The 21,111-nt window shown below is 63.9% G+C and carries 21 protein-coding genes; 17 read left to right on the top strand and 4 right to left on the bottom strand.

Annotated elements, in window-relative coordinates; genetic code table 11:
• Nucleotides 1-1,014 carry a glycosyltransferase gene (locus ASE43_RS15190; RefSeq protein WP_082607307.1) on the top strand — a complete coding sequence of 338 codons (1,014 nt, stop codon included), beginning with the start codon at nt 1-3 and terminating at the stop codon, nt 1,012-1,014.
• 214 nt (nt 1,015-1,228) lie between these two features.
• Here the strand turns inward: ASE43_RS15190 and ASE43_RS15185 are convergent, their stop codons facing one another.
• Nucleotides 1,229-2,095 carry a LysR family transcriptional regulator gene (locus tag ASE43_RS15185; protein WP_057161048.1) on the bottom strand — a complete coding sequence of 289 codons (867 nt, stop codon included), beginning with the start codon at nt 2,093-2,095 and terminating at the stop codon, nt 1,229-1,231.
• A gap of 94 nt (nt 2,096-2,189) precedes the next feature.
• Between ASE43_RS15185 and ASE43_RS15180 the strand changes: the two genes are divergently transcribed.
• The 15 genes from ASE43_RS15180 (at nt 2,190) to ASE43_RS22685 (ending at nt 17,398) form a co-directional block, all read left to right on the top strand.
• Nucleotides 2,190-2,813, top strand: a complete 624-nt coding sequence (locus ASE43_RS15180; protein WP_057161047.1) for a glutathione binding-like protein — start codon at nt 2,190-2,192, stop codon at nt 2,811-2,813.
• Nucleotides 2,814-2,964: 151 nt separating this feature from the next.
• Nucleotides 2,965-3,294, top strand: coding sequence for a multidrug efflux SMR transporter (locus tag ASE43_RS15175; RefSeq protein WP_057161046.1), 330 nt, complete (start codon nt 2,965-2,967; stop codon nt 3,292-3,294).
• Between the two features lie 268 nt (nt 3,295-3,562).
• Nucleotides 3,563-6,268, top strand: a complete 2,706-nt coding sequence (gene aceE, locus ASE43_RS15170) for a pyruvate dehydrogenase (acetyl-transferring), homodimeric type (protein WP_057161045.1) — start codon at nt 3,563-3,565, stop codon at nt 6,266-6,268.
• Nucleotides 6,269-6,338: 70 nt separating this feature from the next.
• Nucleotides 6,339-6,974, top strand: coding sequence for a hypothetical protein (locus ASE43_RS15165; protein WP_057161044.1), 636 nt, complete (start codon nt 6,339-6,341; stop codon nt 6,972-6,974).
• A gap of 50 nt (nt 6,975-7,024) precedes the next feature.
• Nucleotides 7,025-7,474, top strand: a complete 450-nt coding sequence (locus ASE43_RS15160) for a hypothetical protein (RefSeq protein ID WP_157499966.1) — start codon at nt 7,025-7,027, stop codon at nt 7,472-7,474.
• 316 nt (nt 7,475-7,790) lie between these two features.
• Complete coding sequence (locus ASE43_RS21355; protein ID WP_082607305.1) at nt 7,791-8,945, top strand: DUF3800 domain-containing protein; 1,155 nt, start codon at nt 7,791-7,793, stop codon at nt 8,943-8,945.
• Between the two features lie 71 nt (nt 8,946-9,016).
• Nucleotides 9,017-10,201 (top strand): AAA family ATPase, encoded by a 1,185-nt coding sequence (locus ASE43_RS21350; protein WP_082607304.1) that lies wholly within the window; start codon nt 9,017-9,019, stop codon nt 10,199-10,201.
• A 290-nt stretch (nt 10,202-10,491) separates the two neighbouring features.
• Nucleotides 10,492-10,821: a hypothetical protein gene (locus ASE43_RS21910; RefSeq protein ID WP_157499964.1), complete on the top strand. Its 330-nt coding sequence runs from the start codon at nt 10,492-10,494 to the stop codon at nt 10,819-10,821.
• Nucleotides 10,822-10,902: 81 nt separating this feature from the next.
• Nucleotides 10,903-11,256, top strand: coding sequence for a helix-turn-helix transcriptional regulator (locus ASE43_RS15155; RefSeq protein ID WP_057161042.1), 354 nt, complete (start codon nt 10,903-10,905; stop codon nt 11,254-11,256).
• 469 nt (nt 11,257-11,725) lie between these two features.
• The gene (locus tag ASE43_RS15150) at nt 11,726-12,883 is read left to right on the top strand and encodes a LamG domain-containing protein (RefSeq protein WP_082607303.1); all 1,158 of its coding nucleotides are present in this window, start codon (nt 11,726-11,728) and stop codon (nt 12,881-12,883) included.
• A gap of 32 nt (nt 12,884-12,915) precedes the next feature.
• Nucleotides 12,916-13,398 carry a hypothetical protein gene (locus ASE43_RS15145; protein ID WP_157499962.1) on the top strand — a complete coding sequence of 161 codons (483 nt, stop codon included), beginning with the start codon at nt 12,916-12,918 and terminating at the stop codon, nt 13,396-13,398.
• Nucleotides 13,399-13,641: 243 nt separating this feature from the next.
• Nucleotides 13,642-14,049 (top strand): hypothetical protein, encoded by a 408-nt coding sequence (locus tag ASE43_RS15140; RefSeq protein WP_157499960.1) that lies wholly within the window; start codon nt 13,642-13,644, stop codon nt 14,047-14,049.
• Between the two features lie 43 nt (nt 14,050-14,092).
• Complete coding sequence (locus ASE43_RS15135) at nt 14,093-15,463, top strand: XVIPCD domain-containing protein (RefSeq protein ID WP_157499958.1); 1,371 nt, start codon at nt 14,093-14,095, stop codon at nt 15,461-15,463.
• A gap of 88 nt (nt 15,464-15,551) precedes the next feature.
• Entirely contained in the window at nt 15,552-15,962 is a 411-nt protein-coding gene (locus tag ASE43_RS15130) for a hypothetical protein (protein WP_157499253.1), read from the top strand.
• A gap of 50 nt (nt 15,963-16,012) precedes the next feature.
• Nucleotides 16,013-17,398: an XVIPCD domain-containing protein gene (locus tag ASE43_RS22685; RefSeq protein WP_057161037.1), complete on the top strand. Its 1,386-nt coding sequence runs from the start codon at nt 16,013-16,015 to the stop codon at nt 17,396-17,398.
• Nucleotides 17,399-17,401: 3 nt separating this feature from the next.
• On the opposite strand, the gene ASE43_RS15120 is transcribed toward ASE43_RS22685, so the two are convergent.
• The gene (locus ASE43_RS15120) at nt 17,402-18,295 is read right to left on the bottom strand and encodes an AraC family transcriptional regulator (protein WP_057161036.1); all 894 of its coding nucleotides are present in this window, start codon (nt 18,293-18,295) and stop codon (nt 17,402-17,404) included.
• Between the two features lie 138 nt (nt 18,296-18,433).
• Between ASE43_RS15120 and ASE43_RS15115 the strand changes: the two genes are divergently transcribed.
• A complete protein-coding gene (locus ASE43_RS15115) occupies nt 18,434-19,411 on the top strand; it encodes an alpha/beta hydrolase (RefSeq protein WP_057161035.1) in 978 nt (325 codons plus the stop codon).
• A gap of 281 nt (nt 19,412-19,692) precedes the next feature.
• Here ASE43_RS15115 and ASE43_RS15110 read toward each other — a convergent pair whose 3' ends face one another.
• Nucleotides 19,693-20,214, bottom strand: a complete 522-nt coding sequence (locus tag ASE43_RS15110; RefSeq protein WP_157499956.1) for a hypothetical protein — start codon at nt 20,212-20,214, stop codon at nt 19,693-19,695.
• A 13-nt stretch (nt 20,215-20,227) separates the two neighbouring features.
• Nucleotides 20,228-20,860: a hypothetical protein gene (locus ASE43_RS15105; protein WP_057161033.1), complete on the bottom strand. Its 633-nt coding sequence runs from the start codon at nt 20,858-20,860 to the stop codon at nt 20,228-20,230.
• Nucleotides 20,861-21,111 lie beyond the last annotated feature (251 nt).

Genomic DNA, 21,111 nt, shown 5'->3' with positions numbered 1-21,111 from the left:
ATGGGCGAGGGGGGCGCCTGCATCCCAACGCTGACCGCGTCGAGACCCGCGGTCAGCGTGCTGTTGTTGTGCTACCGCGACGCCGCCTACATCCGCGCCGCGCTGGCAGGCGCCTTCGCTCAGACCGTGCCTTGCGAGATCATCGTCTCCAACGATAGTTCGGACGACGGCACTTACGAGATAGCCCGTGAGGTCGTCGCCTCCTATCGCGGCATCCACGACGTCAGCGTGCGCCGCACCCCGCGCAACCTGGGCGTGGCCGCGCATTTCAACGACGCCATGGCGCTGGCGCGCGGCGACATCGTGGTGATGATGGCCGGCGACGACATCGCCTATCCCGAGCGGGTGGCGACCATCCTGCGCGCGTTCGAGGAAGCGCCCGAGGCTATGGTGCTGGGCAGCGACTTCGACTGCATCGACGCCGACGGCGCGCGCATCGACATCCGCTTCCGTCGCCGTCCCGAGCGTTACCAGATCGATTACTACGTGCGCATCGGCCGCCTGATCGGCCTGCTCGGCGCCACGCTCGCGTTCCGCCGCGAGGTCTACGACCGCTTCGGCCCCTTGCTGGGCCCGATCGAAGACAACGCCCTGAGCCTGCGCGGCGCGCTGCTCGGGCAGTCGCTGTGCCTGCGCCAACCGCTGCTGCAGTACCGCCGTCACCCCGGCAGCGTCAGCGGCTGCGTGTTCGCGCGCGACGAAGCGCCCGAGGTCGCGGTGCGCCGCCGCTACGAGCGCACCGTGCGCTTCTACCGCGGCACCGCCGACGATCTGGAGCACTGCATGGGCCAGATGCCGGAGCTGCGCGGCCGCGCCCTGCGCGACGCCCGCAACGTGCTGGCCATGTACCGCATCGAAGCCGACGCGCGCGAAGCAATCCTGCGAGAAAAGCGCCGCCACTGGCTGGGCCCCGTCCTGCGCGGCCTGCTGCAGCCCGGCCTGCGCCGCAAAAGCGCCGAGCGCGCGCTGAAGCTGCTGATGCCGCGGCGCTGGTTCGGTTTGCATCACGCCTGAAGCGCACTGCTTTGGGGTAGGAGCGGCGTAAGCCGCGACCGCGCCACCGCAGCTGCCCGCGTGGGCCGATTCGCGCCTTACCTATCCCAAACCCGTCCACCGCTTTCTGTGGGAGCGGCGTAAGCCGCGATCTCGTCGTAGCCGAAGGAGCGCGATCGCGGCTTACGCCGCTCCCACAGGAAGCGACGCCACTACCGTCGCCATGGCGCGCTGCCTACGCAAATTCCCGCGCCATCCAATCCACCGCGAACTCCCTTAGCAGCCGCACCTTCGCCGAGCGCCGCAAATCCGGATGCGTGGCGAACCACAGTTCCGTGCGCACATCCGGCAGGGCGTCCGACAAGCGCTTCAGCCCCTTGGCCTCGTCGGCGTAGTAACACGGCAGCAGGGCCCGGCCGAGTCCGGCCTGACATGCCGCCAGCGCCGCCGGCAGCGAATTCACCCGCATCGCGATGCGTGCGGCGGGCACCTGCTGCTGCAGCCAGCGCGCCGACGACAGATGCGCCAGCGCCTCGTCGAAACCGACCCAATCGCCGCCCGGGATCGGGCTGCGATCGCCCGCGCCGCGCGCCGCGTAGGCCGCGGTCGCGATCGTCGTCAGGCGCTTGGCCGACAAACCTTCCGGCGGCGCCGCGCTCGCGCGCAGGGCCACATCGGCATCGCGCTGCTGCAGGGTGGAAAACGCATTGGCCACGATCAGATCGCAACTCAAGGCCGGATGCGCGCGCCGGAAATCCGCGCACAGGCGTGCCGCGACCGTGGCCAGGGTGTCGGGGATGGTGATGCGGATGCGCCCCTCGGCGCGTTCGTCCTGGCCCGCGAGCTGGCGCGCCAGATGCTCGGCGTCCGACAGCATGCGCTGCGCGGCCACGATCACCAGCTCGCCGGCCTCGGTCGGCGTGTAGCCGCGCCGGCTGCGCCGGAACAGCGCCGCGCCCGCGCGCGCCTCGATCGCGGCCAGGCGCCGGAACGCGCTGGAGTGGTCCACCTCCAGCAGCCGCACCGCGCCGCTGAGGCTGCCGCTGGCGCCGATCGCGCGCACCAGTTCCAGGTCCTCCAGGGACAGCCGATCGTGTCGCATCTGCAAGCAATCCTTGTCGTGGCGCCGGTACTCGCGGCGCGGGTCTGCACGCAGGGTAACGGCTCCCGTTCCCACTTCGCATCGGACCCCCGCCATGAAGCTCTATTACACCCCCGGCACCTGCTCCTTCGCCGCCCACTTGGTCATCCGCGAGCTCGGCCTGCCGGTCGAACTGCAGCGCGTGCGCATCGGCCCCAATCCGGTCGTGGTCGGCGATGGCCGCGACTATCGTCAGCTCAGCCCGCTGGGCTATGTGCCGCTGCTGGAGCTCGACGACGGTCGGCTGCTGCGCGAGGGCGTCGCCATCCTCAGCCACCTCGGCAGCCTAGACCCGAGCGGCCGGATCGCGCCCGAGGCGCGCCGCATCGAGCTGCTGAGCTGGCTGACCTACATCGCCACCGAGCTGCACAAGACCTACAGCCCCTGGCTGTTCCACCCCGAGTACGGCGATCAGCCCGGCCAGGTCGCGCGCGAACGCCTGCTGCCGCGCCTGGCCCTGGTCGATCGCCACTTGGCCGAGCGCCCGTTCCTGCTGGGCGAGGACTTCAGCATCGCCGACGCTTACCTGTTCACCATCGCCGACTGGTCGCGCGCACTGAAGCTGTCGTTGGACGCCACGCCGCACCTGGCCGCCTATCTGGAACGCATCCGCGCCCGCCCCAGCGTGGCCGAAGCGCTGCAGGCCGAACGCGCGCCGCAGGCGCAGGCCGCCGCGTGAGCGCCCTAGTCGTTCCAGCGGCGCGAGCGCAGGGTCGCGCTCGTCGCGCGTGCGCGCGTCGGACCAGCGTTGCGAGCGGCGAGCGCGCGCGTTTCGCGCCGGGCCGATTCCACAGCGCGGTCATCCGGGCTGCCGCACCGGAGCGAATCGCATGAAACCCGCCACCGCTTGGCTGCTGCTGGTCGCTGCCGGCCTTATCGACGTCGCCTGGGCGGCGTCGATGAAGCTATCGCAGGGCTACACGCGTCCCGGCTGGACGATGGTGTCGCTGATCGCCCTGGCCGCCTTCGTCTACCTGCTGGGCCGCGCCCTGACCGCGCTGCCGGTGGGCAGCGCTTACGCCGTCTGGACCGGTATCGGCGCCGCCGGCACCGTGTTGCTGGGCGCCGCGGTGTTCGGCGAAAGCCTAAACCCCCTGCGCCTCGGCGGCGTGGCCCTGATCGTCGCCGGCATCGTGTTGCTGCATCGCGCACCGGTGTGAGCGCGCCTGGTGAGGAGCAAATCCCCCTCAATCCCCCTTTTCCAAAGGGGGAGGCCAAACCCACCGCGACTGAGTTCCCCCCTTTGAAAAAGGGGGGCTAGGGGGGATTTGCTTTCCCCGCCACCCGAATACACCCCCACCCTAATCAAAACGTACTATCCCACCCCTTTCACCACCCAAAGCAAGCCGATCCCAGCCCCCCATTTGTTAGACTCGGGACTCTAATCCGCCCCCACTTCCGAGGCGCGGCCACGGGGCCGCGAGATCGATGAACCAGCCGCTTGCCAGCTCCCTGCACGACCTGCTGCAGAACGACCCCGATCCCACCGAAACCCAGGAATGGGTCGAGTCCGTCCAGGCCGTCATCGCCCGCGACGGCGCCGAGCGCGCCCACCAGCTGCTCGAAGGCATGGTCGAAGTCACGCGCCGCGCCGGCGCGCACCTGCCGTTCCAGCCCACCACCGAATACATCAACACCATCCCGCCGCACCTGGAGGCCAAAAGCCCCGGCGACGCCGCGATGGAATGGCGAATCCGCTCGCTGATCCGCTGGAACGCCATGGCCATGGTCGTGCGCGCCAACCGCAAGCCCGGCGACCTGGGCGGCCACATCGCCAGCTTCGCCTCGGCGGCCACCCTGTACGACGTCGGCTTCAACCACTTCTGGCGCGCGCCCTCGGCCGACCACCCCGGCGACGTCATCGGCATCCAGGGCCACAGCTCGCCCGGTATCTACGCGCGCTCCTTCCTGGAAGGCCGCCTGAGCGAATCGCACCTGGACAACTTCCGCATGGAAGTCGACGGCCGCGGCATCAGCTCCTACCCGCACCCGTGGCTGATGCCGGATTACTGGCAGGTCCCGACCGTGTCGATGGGCCTGGGCCCGATCAGCGCCATCTACCAGGCGCGCAACTGGAAGTACCTGGAAGGCCGCGGCCTGATGCCCAAGTCCGACCGCAAGGTCTGGGCCTTCCTGGGCGACGGCGAAACCGACGAACCCGAATCCCTGGGCGCCATCTCCGTCGCCGGCCGCGAAGGCCTCGACAACCTGGTGTTCGTCATCAACTGCAACCTGCAGCGCCTGGACGGCCCGGTGCGCGGTAACGGCAAGATCATCCAGGAACTCGAAGGCCAGTTCCGCGGCGCCGGCTGGAACGTCATCAAGACCGTCTGGGGCAGCTACTGGGATCCGCTGCTCGCGCGCGACACCACCGGCAAGCTGCGTCAGCTAATGATGGAAACCGTCGACGGCGAATACCAGAACTGCAAGGCCTTCGGCGGCAAGTACACCCGCGACAATTTCTTCGGCAAGTACCCGGAGACGGCGGCGCTGGTCGCCAACCTGTCCGACGACGATATCTGGCGCCTCAACCGCGGCGGCCACGACCCGCACAAGGTCTACGCCGCCTACCACGAGGCCGTGAACACCAAGGGCATGCCCACCGTGATCCTGGCCAAGACGGTCAAGGGCTACGGCATGGGCGCGTCGGGCGAATCGCTCAACCCGACCCACGGCACCAAGAAGATGGACGACGAAGCCGTCCGCCTGTTCCGCGACCGCTTCAACATCCCGGTCACCGACGAACAGCTCAAAGACGGCGCCGTGCCGTTCTACCACCCCGGCGAGAAGTCGCCGGAAATCGAATACATGCTCGAGCGCCGCAAGTCGCTCGGCGGTTTCCTGCCGCAGCGCCGCCGCAAGGCCAGCACCTCGCTGGAAGTGCCCAAGCTGGAAGCCTTCGACCGCCTGCTCAAGACCACCGGCGAGCGCGAAATCAGCACCACCATGTCCTTCGTGCAGGCGCTCAACATCGCCCTGCGCGACAAGCAGGTCGGCCCGCGCCTGGTGCCCATCGTCGCCGACGAGGCGCGCACCTTCGGCATGGAAGGCCTGTTCCGCCAGCTCGGCATCTACGCCCCGCACGGCCAGAAGTACAAGCCGGTCGATCGCGACCAGCTGATGTACTACCGCGAAGACACCACCGGCCAGGTGCTGGAAGAAGGCATCACCGAAGCCGGCGCGTTCTCGTCCTGGCTGGCGGCGGCCACCAGCTACAGCACCAACGACCTGCAGATGCTGCCGCTGTACATCTACTACTCGATGTTCGGCTTCCAGCGCATCGGCGACAGCGCCTGGCAGGCCGCCGACATGCGCGCGCGCGGCTTCCTGCTGGGCGCCACCGCCGGCCGCACCACCTTGAACGGCGAAGGCCTGCAGCACGAAGACGGCCACAGCATGGTCCAGGCCGGCCTGATCCCGAACTGCCGCAGCTACGACCCCACCTTCAGCTACGAAGTCGTGACCCTGCTGCAACACGGCATGCAGCGCATGCTGACCGAGCAGCACGACGAGTACTGGTACCTCACCCTGATGAACGAGAACTACACCCATCCCGACATGCCGGAAGGCAGCGCGGACGGGATCATCAAGGGCATGTACCTGCTGACCGACGCCGGCAAGCCCAAGAAGGGCGAACTGCGCGTGCAGCTGCTGGGCAGCGGCACCATCCTGCGCGAAGCCATCGCCGCGGCCGAGCTGCTGGACAAGGACTTCGGCGTCACCGCCGACATCTGGTCCTGCCCCAGCTTCAACGAACTCGCCCGCGACGCTACGGATGTGGAGCGCTGGAACCGCCTCAACCCCGAAGCCAAGACCCCGCGCAAGCCGTACATCACGCAGTTGCTGGAAGGCCGCCAGGGCCCGGCCATCGCCGCCACCGACTACATCCGCATGTACCCGGAACAGGTCCGCGCCTTTGTGCCGATGCGCTACACCGTGCTGGGCACCGACGGCTTCGGCCGCAGCGACACCCGCGCCAACCTGCGCCGCCACTTCGAGGTCGACCGCTACTACATCGCCCACGCCGCGGTCGCGGCGCTGGCGGCGGAGGGCAAGATGACGGGCAAGGATGTGGCTCGGGCGATCAAGCAGTACAAGATCGATGTAGACAAGCCCAACCCCTTGGGGGTTTGAGGTAAAAGCAAAAGGCGGCCGCAAGGTCGCCTTTTGCTTGATGGGGCCAATGCGAATTCAGGGGATCCGGATGTTTGAGAAATTCATCGCCGCAACGTTACTTCTGCTCTGCTCCATGGGCGCCAGTGCCGCGAACGAGCCGCCTGCTCCTGGCAACCACTACGAGAATCTTGCATTAGGGCTGCGTGTAACCAAGCCGGACAGTTGGCGCTTCATAACGACCGAAGAGAACGTCCAGAGTCTCAAGCGCATGGAGTTTTCCAGCGAGGAGTTCAAACAGAAGGTCCTCGCCTATGCGACGCCCGTGGTGGCGTTGATGCAATATCCAGAAGATCACATAGGCGTCAATCCCGCCGTCAAGCTCACCATCAAGTCGCTTGAAGGCATACCCGATCCGACCGCGGAAGTCCTGTTGAAGGTCGCAGAGGCAGGTATCAGGGAAGAGTTCGCCGATGCAAAAGTATCGGCCATCACCGAAGCGCTGATAGCCGGTCGAAGTGGCCGTCGTATGTCGTACGACTACAGCGCGCGTACCACCGACGGGGGCGAGCTCTCAGTATCCTCTGTGCTGTGGGTCGTCCTCGAAGGGGACTTCTTTCTGATGATCGGCGCCGCTTACCCGCAAGGCGAGCGTGCTGCGCTAGAACAGATTGAGCAGGTGCTGAAAACTGTTGAGTGGACGACAACGCCTATCGTCAAGGAATAACCAACTAAGGTGCCGCGCTCCGCGGTGCTGAACCGGCAAAGGATGCAGACATGGCCGTCGCACGTTGCTCGATCGTTCTCTCCCTGATGCTCCTGGCCGCCAGCGCGCAAGCCGCGCCACCGGCCGATAACCGCCCGCCCGTCACCGCCGAGGACGGCGCCGACGTCATCGAAGCCGCGCGGCAGATCGACGACGTCAAATGTACCGACGACGCTGGCCTGGCCCGCATCAAGGGCGTGCTGGACCACGCCATCGCCCAGGCCAGCCCCAAGGTCAACGTGCGCGCCTACATCGAACGCGCGCGCTACGCTTCTATCGCCGGCAGCGCCTGCACCAGCCGCGCCAGCGAGGGCGCGCTCACCGCGGCCCGGCTGGATCTGAAAATGGCCCTGCTGGCCGCCCCGGATTCCACCGCGGCCCTCATCCAACTCGCGCGCGTGGACACCCAACAGGGCCGCTACGCGTCCTGTGCTGGGTGGCAAGGTTATCATTCAGGCTAAACGTTATCGCCACACAGTTGGGGTTTCGGCAGTGCGTGACTTGTACGGCACTATGCTCAACTAGGGGGCCAGCAAGGGGATATTGGTGGCAACCAGCAGTTATGGTGCAGATGCCTACAAGTTTTCGGATGGTAAGCCAATGGAGCTGATCGACGGCGGTAATCTGCTTTACTTGCTACAAGAGGTGGGTATAAGGGCTCGAATTGTCATGCCGATTGAGAGCTGATCGGTCTAAATAACTTTGGTCAGATCCATAGCGTCGGCGGCAACCTCATATATCTGCGGAACACTCCTTGGGTTCCTGATGGAGTAGCTGATGCGCTCGCTCAATGTGTTCGTAGATGAGTACGGCGATCCTAGCCTGGACGTTGACAAAGAAGGTGTGTCTGGGGTCTACATATTATGCGCGGTATGTATTTCTGCAGAGAATCTTGACGCTGCAAGGCAGCTTGCCGAGAAGGCTAGGCAGAATTTCTTCCAGTCGGGTGAGATGAAATCTAGCTCGCTCGGGACGAACGACAGTCGACGAATATCTCTGCTGAACAAGCTTTCAAAGCTCGATGCGTTCGTAATTGGATACTGCGCTCAGAAGGGTCGCGCCAAGAAGGAATCGGGTCTGCAGTTCAAAAAGACTTTTATCAAGTTCTTTGCGCGTAAAATGTACGAGCGCCTGCATCGATACAGTTCGGACCTAATTATTCTCGCCGATAAGCACGGTAGCCCGGACTTTCAGAATGAGTTCCGCTCTTACTTGAGTGAGAGATTTCCAACCGATCTATTTGGCCGGGCCAGTTTCGATTTCTTGGACAGCAGAGATGAAGTCCTATTGCAAGTTGCTGATGTCTTTGCAGGAAGTTTGGCAAGGGTCTATGACGAAAAGAAGATTTCCGATCGAGCCGATGAAATAAGAACTTCCATGCAGACGCGTGTCTCCCTGACTGTATGGCCAGAGGGACAGGAGCTACTACAGGGCGAGCAGCTGGATTCAGATGACGACTCAGATCAGATTATTAGGCGATTTTGTGTGGCAGCGGTTGAAAGATATTTGGTAAAACAGTCCTTGCACGACTCTGATCTGGAGCACTTAGCTCGCCAGGTGTTCTTGGAAACTTTGCTATCGAACCATGCCTGGGGCGCTGACGGTGGATATGTCCCAACTAAGGTGTTGAGAAGAGAGATAGGTAGGTGCTTGGGGGTAACAATGAGCGAGCATAAGTTTCGCTCATCCGTAGTTGCCAAGTTGAGAGATGCGGATGTTGTTATCGCAAGTTGTTCCAGGGGCTACAAGATTCCATCGTGCTACGCGGATATTCGGGACTACGCATTGTTCGCTAACACAATATTGCCTCCTATGATTTCTAGAGTTGAGAGGGCAGCCAGAAGTGTTCGGGAGGCGACGATGGGGCGGATTGATGTGCTCGAAGAGCCTGGACTGGCAGAGCTTAAAAATTTGGTCCGAGCGCTGTCATAACCTCCTGCGACGCGAGTGCCTGATCTAATGCAGAGTGCTCGAGACTTAACACCTCTGGTTTGAGGGGAATTATGAGTAACAAGCCAATGCAAGCGATGAGCTATCAGGCGGCGTCAAATATTAGGTGGTTACGCCAGCCAGAGGGCTTAATAGTGTTTCTCGGCGAGAATGGTGCCGGGAAAAGTCGTTTGCTATCCGAGATCGCGATTGATTCTGTGCGGAGGGGCTTAAAAACTATAGTTGTTGCGAATACTCCCTACGATAGATTCAGGAGGCGTAGTGGGTCGATGCATAGGCTGCTTGTTAGAGATGGTTCTACAGTCCCAGAAAGGGCCTTGAAGAATGCCATTTCCAATGCAATTAGTGAGGACGATGTCGCGCTGAGAAGAGTATCCCGTGTGCTCCAGCATTGCGGCTATCAACCAGATGTTGGTGTGCAGATAAAAGTCGCAAAAGGAAAGCGTAGGACTAGAGCTGAGACAAGCCTGCTGGACGATCTGGGCGAGGCTGATAGAAGAGAAGTCCTGTCGCTGTGCGAGGTTCTACTTCGCAGGGATGTTTGGGAAGAAATATTCTGGTTCGATTTTGATAGCGCTCATCCAAAGTACTCATATAGGGATATTTTGCCCAGGGTGCTTCGTTGGGAGGCACTTCTTAAGCGGATGAAAATTATCTCCGCGGTCAGGCTATACCTAATCAAAGAGGGGGATACTATTTCCCTTGCGGGCGCCAGCTCTGGTGAGCTTAGCCTTATAGCTACTATGGCCTTTCTTGCAACCACGTTTGAAGGTGGGGCATGTGTAGTCATAGATGAGCCTGAGAATAGCCTACATCCGAGATGGCAGCGTGGGTACTTGGGGGTTTTGCTCGATGTTCTAAAATACAGAGGGGCGCGTGTATTCATAGCTACGCATTCGCCGCTGATAATTTCTGAGCTTGATAATGATGGCATTGATAATGTTGACGCCCGCACGATAATTCTTTCTGGTGATTCAAATGGAAAGATTATTCCTGCTCCTAGTAGTGTCGAAGGAATTCTAGTCGAGGCGTTTAGAACTGTGACGCCTGCAAATCATTATTTAAGTGAATTGCTTACAGGCCTGCTAAATGATGTGGATGGCAATCCGGAGTGCCTCGCGTCCGTTAGAGACAAGTTGAGGCAACTTCGAGACGGGATGCCTGATTCCAAGCAAGAGGGGGTTATAGCGGCGGTGGAAAAAATGGCAAATGATATAGCTAGTGGAGAATATCAGTAATGCCGCATTACTCTGATTTCACACTAAATGATAAAGAAATTGCGATCATACATGGTGTTACAGACGACACCGGCTCGGTGGATTGGAATAACAAAGCGTTAGCTAATATTAGAGGGCGAATTAAAGGGCTGCATTTAGAGTTGCAGTCATCGATGTGTTGCTATTGCAGGCGATCGCTACACGGTGAGTTCGCTATGGTTATTGACGTTGAGCACATTCTGCCTAAGTGTACTTTTAAGGGGTTTACTTTCTTGAGTGTAAACCTTAGCGCGTCTTGTAAAAGATGCAACATGAACATAAAGAGGGCGAGATGGGATTTTGTTCACGGGGTTTCTGCTCATGAGATGGAGGCTCTTGTTGATAGTTCTGATGCTTACGAAATAATTCACCCAAATCTGGACGTCTATGCAGATCATTTGAGTAGGGTCGTCGCCGGCATGGACAACCATCTGTTGGTCAAATATTTGACTAGCAGAGCGACACCGAAAGGGAGAAAGACCTACGAGTTCTTCAGACTTGAAGAACTAGAGGTGGGTTGCCTTGACAAAGCTCAAGGTCTTGATGGCGTAAATGTCGGAGAGTGGGGGCAGAGAGTGCGGGAACTTCTAGCGGACGCGTGAACTGCGCTGAGCTTAGAAGCTAGACTTTTGATTACGTTTAACGTAATTTACGCTCCTGTGGTTTGACGCCATCCTTTGCGCATGGCCCAGACCGACGTAGATGCCCGCTCCATCTTTGCGCAGCGGCTGAAAGCAGCCAGGGAAGATGCCGGGCTCACTCAGAAGGAGCTGGGCATGGCTATTGGTTTGCCGGCCGAAACGGCCGCCGTCCGCATCAACCGCTACGAAAAGGCTGTCCACGACGCTGATTTGGCTACGGCTCAGCGCATCGCCGACGCGATGGGCATGCCGCTGGCCTACTTCTACGCCGTGACGCAGGTCATGGCCGAAGCCATCGTGGCGTTCTGGCTGCTCAACCAGACCGACCAGCGCAAGGTGCTGGCGGACCTCAAGAAGCGGGTGTTCACCGAGCCGAAGAAGCCCGCCAAGGGCTGAGTAGCCACGGTTCAGTGAAACCGGCGCCGGCGCCCGGCGGGTGCCGGCAGGGGCGCGACAGGCCGAAATTGCCGCCGCGGATATGGCTCAATACGGGCATGAGCGATCCGGATAACCTCAAATCGGACATACGCAAGCGGCTGTTCCGAGCGTCGGCGCTGCCAGGGGATGCCTCGGTTCGCTACGGCTATCGCTGGTGCCCGCGCTGTCGGGGCCGGGGCGAGGTCTGCAACGAGTACTCGGACGAGTCCGGTCGCTGGGCCGCCTTAGAGCGCTGCAATGAATGCGGTGGAGAGGGCTTGCGGGCGGCGGACTAGGGCCGGTGTGCTGCCGCGCGCACAGAGCGGCGGGCCTTGTGTTCCCGCTGAGCCCCGGCACAAGATGCGGCAGGACTAAACACATCGGCTCGGGGCAGCCGGTTCCGCAGGCACGGCCCCGTTTCGTCGCCTGCAATGCATAAGGACATCGCATGAAACCCAGGCTCGTGCTGTGCGCGTTGCTACTCGGCGCCTTGCTCCCCATCGCCTCCAGCCACTCGCAACCCACGCCCATCGTGTCCGGCTGGTCGGTGGCGGGGTGGAACTTCCAGACCATCTCCACCGTGGCCACGGACGTGACCAACAATGGCCACAACGCCACCGCGGTCGGCGCCAACACCACCTCCTGGGGCTGGGCCAATCGGGGCGCCAGCTTGGCCGGGGCCAAGTACTACACCGTGCCGTACTCGCCGGCGCTGAGTTTCGCCAGCGGTGATTTCAGCTTCGGCGCCTACGTGCGCGTGGGCGACACCATCACCACCCGCACCATTCTGGACAACCGCGGCATCAACGGCGGCTACGTGTTCGGCATTTCAAGCAGTCGGCGGGTGACGCTGCGGCTGAGCGGCTCGTCGCGCAAGGCGGCTTACGCGTCCTTGACCGAGATGGCGCTGACGCCCAACCGCTGGCACCACGTCGCCGTGGCGGTGGCGCGCAGCACCGGCACGGTGCAGTTCTATATCGACGGCAACGAGGCCGGCGCCTGGCCGCTGCAGACCGAGATCCTCAGCAATAACGACGCGCCGCTGTTGATCGGCGCCGCGGTCGACGGCACCGCGTATTTCAACGATCGCCTGGACGAGGTGCATCTGTACAGCCGCGCGCTGTCCATCGACGAGATCGCCACGGTGATGGCGCCGGGCTACCCGCTGTACGAGCCCAGTTCGTGGAACGGCGGTTCCATGACCATGAACAATTGCTACAACTACGCCAACAACAAGCGCACCAACACTTTCGCGCAGCCGGGCCGCGCGTCGGGGCAGACCGCCATCGGCATGAGCTGCGCCGTGGTCCACGCCGCCGCCGTGCGCGACGGCTTGGAGCCCATCGCCGACCCCTACGACCCCAGCTACAAAACCGCCGTGGCCTTGGTGGTCGCACCCGGCGAGGATTACCACTGGTATCGCCGTGATGCGTACGGTACCTGGAGCCACAAGCCCGGGCAGACGGCCGCGACCAACCTGGACAACTCGGGCTCGCCGATCAACGACCCGCAGTACGCCGACCGCGGCCCCTACACCGACTTCTGCGGCTACTTCCGCCTGTGGTCGGACAGTGTGCAGGCCGGCGGCCACGAGGAAATCCGATGAACCGCGTTCACTCCCTAGTATCGAGGCGTCCGATGAAAGCCTGGGCCATCTGTGTAGTGCTGCTGTCGCTGTTCGGTGGCCCCGCGGCCTGGGCGCAGAACGCCCCCGCCGCCCCCTCCGCGCTGCGCGTGACTTACCTGGTCTATTCGGGGCGGCCCAATCCCACGCTGACGATCACCGACGCCAAGACCATTCGCTCGCTGCAGACGCAGCTGTCCGGCGCCTTGGCCACTGGCGCGGGCGTGGGTTCGACGGAGCTGCAGCCCGTGCTGGGTTACAACGGCATCCGTGTCGAAGTGGTAGGCGCGGAAGCCGAGCCCGAGTACACCGTGAAGGGTCGCTTCCTGCGCTCCGAGCATCGGCTGGGCGCCGCTAAAGCAGGCACTCCCACCGTCATGGCCCGTTCCTCGACCTCCGCGTCGCAGATCGAGGCCCAGCTGTTGAAGCTGGCCGAGCAGCAAGGCGTGTTGAGTGCGCCGGCGCTGGCGGCTGCGCGCAAGACGCCGGCGAAGTAGGCGCGGCGATAGTTCGGAATCCGCAGGCGTCTTGATACCCGCAAGCTGAACCAGGAAGGCGGCCCCAGGGTCGCCTTTATTTTTTCGTGCCTTCATGCCGCGCTGAAATGATTGGACGGTCGCAACCATCGGTTGCGGGCGATGGTGTGCGATTCATTTGATCATCGGCACAACATATACGCCGTTGACGACCGGCAATTGCTCGGGCGTATCCTAGAGGTGGAGAAGCGCAAGGAGTGCCGCATGGAGTTCAAGGCAGGCAAGGTGTTTGCGATGGCGCTGGCGGGAATAGTCGGTATGGCCTGTTGTGGAGCCGTGGCCAAAGGGAAATCTAGCGCGGTTCACTACCCGGCGGCGCTGAAAGGGATTTGGCTGGGTGAGAACGAGGACTGCAAGAATCCCGACAGTCTCGACAGCGATGCGCGCTTCGAGATCACTCCAGCCAAGCTGATCGGCTACGAGCATTGGAACAAGCCGCTTCGTATTGTTCAAATCTCGAAAGTTCCGATGGCATGGAAAGTCGTGTCACGGACGTACTTCGACGGCGCATCGGTCGAGCTGGAAGAGATCTACGTGCTTAGTGGTCATCAGAACCGCTACCTGACCGTAGTGAACATCGATCAATCCAACACGTACGGCCGTTGCCAGTAATGGCTGCTTGATAGCCAGGGGCGTGTCGAAAGGAGTCGATGCTGTGACCGATGAACAACGATCCGATGTTGAGGGTGCCCCCCAGCCCCAACCGCACTATCGCGTCATACAAAAGGGAATGACGGCGAACATCCCGGTCACGGACTTCGATAGCCTCGTCACGCATCATCCCGCGGCTAGCCGTCGGGCCGAAGTCGTAAATGGTGTGGTCGTAAACGGGGAGCGGCCTCGGCCGCACGCCCTGATCGATTCCGAAATAGAACAGATTGAAGTTTGGACACTGCAGAACCCTCGCGGTTTGGCGCGCGATCAGGTGCTGTTGAAGAAGGATTTCATACTCGAAGATTCACGGCTGGCCAGTGGTGCGAGAGGCGTCCGAGATGTAGACGTGCCATCGCCCCTGGAGGGCTATGTCGGCCGGCGCAGCGACGCCGAGGGCCTTGTCGATATCTATGACCGCGAAGGCGGTGAGGTCATAGCAAGGATCCGCCACATGCGCGACATCGCCGTCAACGAGGGTGACACCATTCAGTACGGGCAGGCGCTGGGTACGCAGAGCAACCAGGCGACTGAAAGGGTTCACGTCCACATGGAAGTCGATACCCGCTACCACCAGCAGTACGAGAACTACGTCCAAGACCTGTCGGACGGCCGCCTATCGATCGATCCGACGCGGCGCGGCCAAGGCATCGAAGCGCGTGAAGTCATCGACGACGGCGTGATCCGCATCGGCGAATCGTCCGAGCTGGCGCGCATCGCCCAGCAACGGCTGAATGCCGAGGGCTACCGCGATGCGAACGGGCAGGCGCTGGTGGAGGATGGGGTTTACCGCTTTCCCATGCAGGCGGCGGTGATCAACTATCAGAATGCACAAGGCTTGCCCGTTACCGGCAATCTCGATCAGGTCACCATGCAACGGCTGGCACCATTGATCTTGCCTCCACAAGTGAATCCCACCGACCCCGAACGCGATACGCGGCCGCTTGATCCGCGGGCCGATCGCTACGGCGGCGCTTCCGGCCGGCCCGTCAGCGCCGACCCCTTGCTGCCACACGCCGAAGCCGCGACCCGCCGTCTCGATGCCAGCCTGGGCCGCGAGTACGACGGCAGCAGCGCCTGCATGGCCGCCAGCGCGGCTTGCCTGGCGCGCAGGCAGGGCCTTACCGGTATCGACCACATTGTCCTGAGCGAAGCCCACGGCAACGTCGCGCGTGGCGAGAACATCATCGTGGTGCAGGGCGAGCTACGCGACCCCGCGCACCGCCTGGCCAGCATGAAGACCTCGGATGCGGTGAGCACGCCCGCAGCAAATTCGATTGCCCAGCTCAACCGGCTCTATGAAGCGAGTCAGCCCGCGCAGCCCAGCCCTGACGCCGTCCAGACTGAGGTTCGGCCGTCGATGCGGTTGTCATGAGGACTGGAAGGTGGCTTTCACGAGAGGCCCGTGGAACGGTCCAACGACCCGGCGTATCCTGACACCACCGGAATGCAAGGGACGCTGCATGGAATCCAGAGTGAGCTACGTGATCGCGGCCGCAGCGGCGGGCCTGTTGTGCATCGCCTGCACTGCCTCGCCCGCCAAGGGCAAACCGCCCGCCGCCATCTACCCGGCGGTGCTGCAAGGCACTTGGATGGGCGACAGCCCAGAGGCCTGCAAGGGTCCCGATGCCGCCGACAGCGATTCGCGCTTCCAGATCGCCCCGCGCAAGCTCAGCGCCTACGAGGATTGGCGCGAGCCGGTCAGCGTGGTGCAGATCTCCAAGACGCCACAGGCCTGGAAGATCGTTTCGCAGTTGCATATCAACGAAGACTCGATCCGGCTGGAAGAGGTCCTGCTGCTCAGCGGCGAGGACAACGGCGAGCTGACCGTGGTCAACCATAAGCAATCCAACACCTATTACCGCTGCCGCTGAGCGCGGCACGGCCCATCGCGTTCGTCGCGACCACGAAAGGAATCGCCGCCATGGCCAACGAGAACGAGCAAGACCCGCAAGCCGCCGCCCCGGCCGACCCCAGGCCTTATCGCGTGATCCAGAAGGGCCGCAGCGCCAATATTCCGGTCACCGATTACGAAAGCCTGGTCACCCATCACCCGGGCGGTAACGCGGATGCGCGCGTGGTCAATGGCGTGGTCACCGGCGGACAGGCCGGGCGCCGGCACGGCGTGATCGATGGCGAGATCCAGGAGATCGAAGTGCGCACCGCGCGCCGCGATTACGGCCTGACCGAGAACCAGGTGCTGGAGAAGCGCGATTTCATTCTCGAAGACCCGCGCCTGGCCACGGGACCGGGCTCGCGCAGCGTCGATGTACCTTCGCCGCTGGCCGGCTACGTGGGCCGGGTCAGTCCGAGCGAAGGCCTGGTCGACATCTACGACCGCGAAGGCGGCGAGGTGATCGCACGCGTGCGCCACATGAGCAACATCGCGGTGGCCGAGGGCGACACCATCCAGTACGGCCAGGCGCTGGGCACGCAGAGCAATGTCGCCACGGTGCCGATCCACGTGCATATGGAAGTGGACACGCGCTACCACCAACAATTCGACAACTACGTCGACGACCTCGGCAGCGGTCGTTTGGCGCTGGACCCGCCGCGGCGCGGACAGGGCATCGAGGCGCGTCCGGTGGTGGACGACGGCATCATCCGCATCGGCGAGTCCGACGATCGCGTGCGCGCCGCTGCGCGCAACCTCAACGCGGCGGGCATCCGCGGCGCCGATGGGCAGCCGTTGGCCGAGGACGGCGTGTACCGGCTGTCCATGCAGGCGGCGGTGATCAACTACCAGAACGCGCAGGGCCTGCCGGCCACCGGCAATCTCGACCCGGCCACGCTGCAGCGGCTGGTGCCGCCCACTCAGAATCAGGATGCGCCCGCGCCGAACGCGCCCGCGCCCGGCACGCAACCCGCCGCGCCGCAGGGCGCGCAGCCCGCGCCGCCGCCCGGCAACCGCGGTCCTGCGTCCGGTCCATTGGGCAGCAACGATCCGCTACTGCCGCAGGCCGAGGCCGCCACCCGCCGCCTCGACGCCAGCCTGGGGCGCGAGTACGACGGCAACAGCGCCTGCATGGCCGCCAGCGCGGCGTGCCTGGCGCGCAAGCAGGGCCTGACCGAGATCAATCACATCGTGCTCAGCTCCGCCAACGCAAACGGCGTGGCCGCCGGTCAGAACATGATCGTGGTGCAGGGCGACTTGCAGAACCCCGGCCGTCAATTGGCCAGCATGCGCACCGACGATGCGGTGCGCACGCCGGTGGCCGATTCGATCGCCCAGCTCAACCGTCTCAACGAGGCCAACCCGTCCGCGCCATCGCAGGAGGCGCAGGCGCAGTCGCGTGGGCGCAGCGCGTAGGGGCTAGTGCGCGACGCGACCAGCAACGGCCGCATCGCGCATCAATTGCGAGGGGCTGGTTCCCAGTAGGCGTTGCAGGCAGCGGGCCATATGGCTGGCGTGCGAGAAGCCCGTCGCCAACGCGATATCGCCGATGCGTTGCTCACCTTGCAGCAACAACAGGCGCGCGCGTTCGACCCGGCGCTGCAGCACGTAGCGGTGCACCGGCACGCCCGTGGCCTGTTTGAACAGCGCCTTGAAATGCGAGGCGCTGTAGCCCGCCACCGCGGCCAGTTCCAGCAGCGACAAAGGTTCGTCCAGGTGGGCTTCCACGTACTCCTGTACGCGACGCAGGCGCCAGCCCGGTAGCGCGCGGCCTTTGGTGTCGGCGACCGGCGAGCGGCGCGATTGCAACGTCAGCAACCGCGTCGCCAGTGCCGAGGCCAGACTGTCGGCGAACAAGCGCCCGCCCGGGTACGCGTCGTGATCTTCGGCCTGCATCATCCAGCCGATGCGCTCGACCTGCGGATCGCGCACGTGGATCGCCGGCGCCAGCAGCGCGCCGTCGCTGCCCAGACCCATCGCTTGCGAGGTGTCGCCCAGCAGCGAGGGCGTGAGGCGCAGCAGCAGCGAGCGTGCGGGCCGCGACACCACCCAGCGCGTGCTCGCGCCCGCCGGCACCACGCAGTACTGCCCATGCAGGCGCACGCCTTGGCGTTGGTGGCCGTCCATGCGGTAGGACACCGGCACCGGCTCGCCCAGGTGCAGGCACAGCACGTGGCGCCCATCCACCGGCGAGTCGAATACGCCCTGCGGCACCGGCGAAGTCAGCACGTCCAGCAGCGGCGCGCGATCAGCAGCGGTGCCCAGTGTCGACCTCGACGGCGGCGGGGGATAGCAGGCGGGGCGGTCGCTCATGGCCCGATCCTCGGCCCGCGCGGCGGCGGCCGACAGTGCCGAAAATCATCCCTGCGTGCTCGTCGTCGTCCGTTTGTGCGCGCCCGCGCGCCGCGCGTTCGCCAGCATGGGCCGGTCTCCCCGCACAGGACTGCCTTCATGCATCGCCGCCAATTCATTACCTTCGCCGCCGCCAGCCTGGCCGCCGGCGTCGCCGGCAGTTACCTGCCGCTGGCCTCGGCCCGCCGCCGCGCTGCCCACGCCGGCGCCGAGGCGCCCCTGGACGCCGCCGCTTATCGGGCCACCCGTCGCTACGCCGCGTTGCCGTTCGGCAGGATCGCCTACATCGAACGCGGGCACGGTCGCGCCGCCTTGTTCCTGCATGGCGCTCCGCTCAACGGGTTCCAATGGCGAGGCGCCATCGATCGCCTGTCCCCGTACCGGCGCTGCATCGCGCCCGACTTCATGGGGCTGGGTTACTCGGAGGTGCCGGCCGCTCAATCGCTGGCCGCCGGCGATCAGGCCGCCATGCTGGCCGCGCTGTTGGACTCGTTGCGCGTGGATCAGGTCGACATCGTCGCCAGCGACAGCGGCGGTGCGGTGGCCCAGCTGTTTCTGCTGCGTCATCCCAAGCGCGTGCGCAGCCTGCTGCTGACCAACTGCGACGTGGAGCCCGACAGCCCGCCGCCGAAGATCCAGCCCGTGCTCGACATGGCCCGCAACGGCACCCTGGCCGACGCGACCGCCGAATGGCTGACCGACAAGCCCAAGGCCCGGGCTACGTTCGGTGCCGCCGTGTTCGCCGACCCCAGCGGTTTCGCCGACGAGACGATCGAGTACTACGTTACCCCGCTGGTCAGCACGCCGCTGCGGCGCGCGCAGTACCACGCTTTCCATCTGGCCCTGACGCCGAATCCGTTGGCGGGCATCGAAGCGCAGCTCAAGCGCAGCCAGGTTCCCGTGCGCATCGTGTGGGGCGCGGCGGACGACATCTTCGATCAGGGCGACGCGGAGTATCTGGACCGCACCTTCCCGAACTCCCAAGGCATCCGCCGCGTTCCGCGCGCGAAGCTGTTCTTTCAGGAGGAGTTTCCGGAGGTGATCGCGGAGGAGGCGCGGAGGTTGTGGGGCGTGTGACGGCTTGCGTGGACCGTATCCGCCCGCAAACCTTGATCGCTAGCCGATAGCTCTCTGTGGGAGCGGCGTAAGCCGCGATGGCGCAACTACGCAGAACTGCGCAGCCCGGCCAGAGCACTGGACTACGGTCGCGGCTCACGCCGCTCCTACCCCACAGCCCGCAAGCACGACTCATCGTTTTGGGGTAGGAGCGACGTAAGTCGCGACCGTCCAGTGTCCGAAGTTGCGCTATCGCGGCTTACGCCGCTCCCACAGGAAGCGTCGCCAACGGGATGACGCGGCTAGCGCGACGCCGAGCAGCGCTCCAGCAGCGGGGCGATCGCGTTCATGGCCTGTATGGAGCCCAGGCTCTGGAAGGAGGTCGCATCGAACAACTTGGTCTGTACCGGAGACCTGATGATAGGCAGAACTTCCTCCAGCTCGGCATCGCTGGCTGGATTTCTCTTGTCGCCCCAGCGACGGTAGATCGCGAGCAGGCGCAAGCCTTCGGGGCTAGCGTAGAAGCGCTCCATCTCGGCCTGCTCGTCTGCGCTTAAGGACTGCGCGATGACTTCCTGCATCGCGTCGGCCACCGCGGTGGCGGGAATGCGCTCGATGCACGCGACTTCGTTGGGATTGGCATCAGGCGTGCTGCGCACCATGTCCTTGAAGTCGTCCACATAGGCCGTGGCCATGGCCTTGGCGGTCGCGGAGACGGGTGGCGGGCTCGCCGCCCAGACGGGCGCGCTTAGCGCGAGCGAAAGCAATAGCAGGGACGTGCGTGGCATGGCATTCCATTTCGAGCGGGTGGGGTAGGCTGCCATTACGGCCGTGTCGTCAGTTTGAAGGTGTCGGGCGGCGCTTGCGCGCCCGCTGGGCGGTGCGGTTGATGCGTTTCACCCAGGCGTCGCCTACTCGCACCGAGATGGCGAACTTGTCCTCATGCTCCACGCATAGGAAGGCGAGCCCGGCCATGATCGCGGCAAAGAACCCGTAGATCCAGCCCGTGGCGGAACCGGGGCCAAGCTGCGCCGAGGTGTACGCGCCGCCCGCGGCGGCGAACATGGCCGAAAAATAACCCACTATCAGCACGATACTGGCGAACCGGCGCCTAGGCAGGGTGGCATGCCATCCCTGTCGCCAAGCGACCTTCTGGGTTGCGCTGTCGTAGATGAGCAGAGCCCACAGCGACGACAGGTCTGCCAGCGATTGGGCGCTGTCGGGACGGCTCAGCGCCAAACGGATCACCGGTGTGGGTAGATAGGTGCCGAACACGTGCCGGACCGCCATCTGCAGCCACAGCGCATCGCGTTCCCGGCCATCGGACCAAAGCTCGAGAAACTCCTTTCGATGTTGACCGCGACGCCCATGCAGCCCGAACACGCCGCGCACCGCGTAGAAGCCCAGAGCGACCACCACGCCGAAGATCAGGAAAGATCCACCTCCCGCCTTGATGACTTCCTCGAGCATGCGACCTCCTGTCGTGCCATGCGACATCTTTCACCGTCGCGCAGTCCCAGACAAGAGCGGGATCGCCGACAAAAAAGAGGGCGACTGCTGGGCGCCGTGGCGATGTCGGCGCGGCTCAGGTTGTTTCAGTGGTCGCCCCATCGGCTTAAGGGCGACCACCCTGCTTTCTGTAGGAGCGGCGCAAGCCGCGACCGCGAAAGCGATGCGGCTGCGCCATCGCGACTTACGTCGCTCCCACGACATCTAAAGTG

Origin of the sequence: Lysobacter sp. Root983 (genome assembly GCF_001429345.1) — a bacterium.
Classification (GTDB): Bacteria; Pseudomonadota; Gammaproteobacteria; order Xanthomonadales; family Xanthomonadaceae; genus Lysobacter.
Note: the sequence above shows the minus strand (reverse complement) of the source record. Positions and strands in the feature narration are given on the sequence as shown.

What these genes read in the sequence shown, in the direction of transcription:
- ASE43_RS15190 (WP_082607307.1), top strand. Translation starts at nt 1, where the DNA reads ATGGGCGAGGGGGGCGCCTGCATCCCAACGCTGACCGCGTCGAGACCC.
- ASE43_RS15185 (WP_057161048.1), bottom strand. Translation starts at nt 2,095, where the DNA reads ATGCGACACGATCGGCTGTCCCTGGAGGACCTGGAACTGGTGCGCGCG.
- ASE43_RS15180 (WP_057161047.1), top strand. Translation starts at nt 2,190, where the DNA reads ATGAAGCTCTATTACACCCCCGGCACCTGCTCCTTCGCCGCCCACTTG.
- ASE43_RS15175 (WP_057161046.1), top strand. Translation starts at nt 2,965, where the DNA reads ATGAAACCCGCCACCGCTTGGCTGCTGCTGGTCGCTGCCGGCCTTATC.
- aceE (WP_057161045.1), top strand. Translation starts at nt 3,563, where the DNA reads ATGAACCAGCCGCTTGCCAGCTCCCTGCACGACCTGCTGCAGAACGAC.
- ASE43_RS15165 (WP_057161044.1), top strand. Translation starts at nt 6,339, where the DNA reads ATGTTTGAGAAATTCATCGCCGCAACGTTACTTCTGCTCTGCTCCATG.
- ASE43_RS15160 (WP_157499966.1), top strand. Translation starts at nt 7,025, where the DNA reads ATGGCCGTCGCACGTTGCTCGATCGTTCTCTCCCTGATGCTCCTGGCC.
- ASE43_RS21355 (WP_082607305.1), top strand. Translation starts at nt 7,791, where the DNA reads ATGCGCTCGCTCAATGTGTTCGTAGATGAGTACGGCGATCCTAGCCTG.
- ASE43_RS21350 (WP_082607304.1), top strand. Translation starts at nt 9,017, where the DNA reads ATGAGTAACAAGCCAATGCAAGCGATGAGCTATCAGGCGGCGTCAAAT.
- ASE43_RS21910 (WP_157499964.1), top strand. Translation starts at nt 10,492, where the DNA reads ATGAACATAAAGAGGGCGAGATGGGATTTTGTTCACGGGGTTTCTGCT.
- ASE43_RS15155 (WP_057161042.1), top strand. Translation starts at nt 10,903, where the DNA reads ATGGCCCAGACCGACGTAGATGCCCGCTCCATCTTTGCGCAGCGGCTG.
- ASE43_RS15150 (WP_082607303.1), top strand. Translation starts at nt 11,726, where the DNA reads ATGAAACCCAGGCTCGTGCTGTGCGCGTTGCTACTCGGCGCCTTGCTC.
- ASE43_RS15145 (WP_157499962.1), top strand. Translation starts at nt 12,916, where the DNA reads ATGAAAGCCTGGGCCATCTGTGTAGTGCTGCTGTCGCTGTTCGGTGGC.
- ASE43_RS15140 (WP_157499960.1), top strand. Translation starts at nt 13,642, where the DNA reads ATGGAGTTCAAGGCAGGCAAGGTGTTTGCGATGGCGCTGGCGGGAATA.
- ASE43_RS15130 (WP_157499253.1), top strand. Translation starts at nt 15,552, where the DNA reads ATGGAATCCAGAGTGAGCTACGTGATCGCGGCCGCAGCGGCGGGCCTG.
- ASE43_RS22685 (WP_057161037.1), top strand. Translation starts at nt 16,013, where the DNA reads ATGGCCAACGAGAACGAGCAAGACCCGCAAGCCGCCGCCCCGGCCGAC.
- ASE43_RS15120 (WP_057161036.1), bottom strand. Translation starts at nt 18,295, where the DNA reads ATGAGCGACCGCCCCGCCTGCTATCCCCCGCCGCCGTCGAGGTCGACA.
- ASE43_RS15115 (WP_057161035.1), top strand. Translation starts at nt 18,434, where the DNA reads ATGCATCGCCGCCAATTCATTACCTTCGCCGCCGCCAGCCTGGCCGCC.
- ASE43_RS15110 (WP_157499956.1), bottom strand. Translation starts at nt 20,214, where the DNA reads ATGGCAGCCTACCCCACCCGCTCGAAATGGAATGCCATGCCACGCACG.
- ASE43_RS15105 (WP_057161033.1), bottom strand. Translation starts at nt 20,860, where the DNA reads ATGCTCGAGGAAGTCATCAAGGCGGGAGGTGGATCTTTCCTGATCTTC.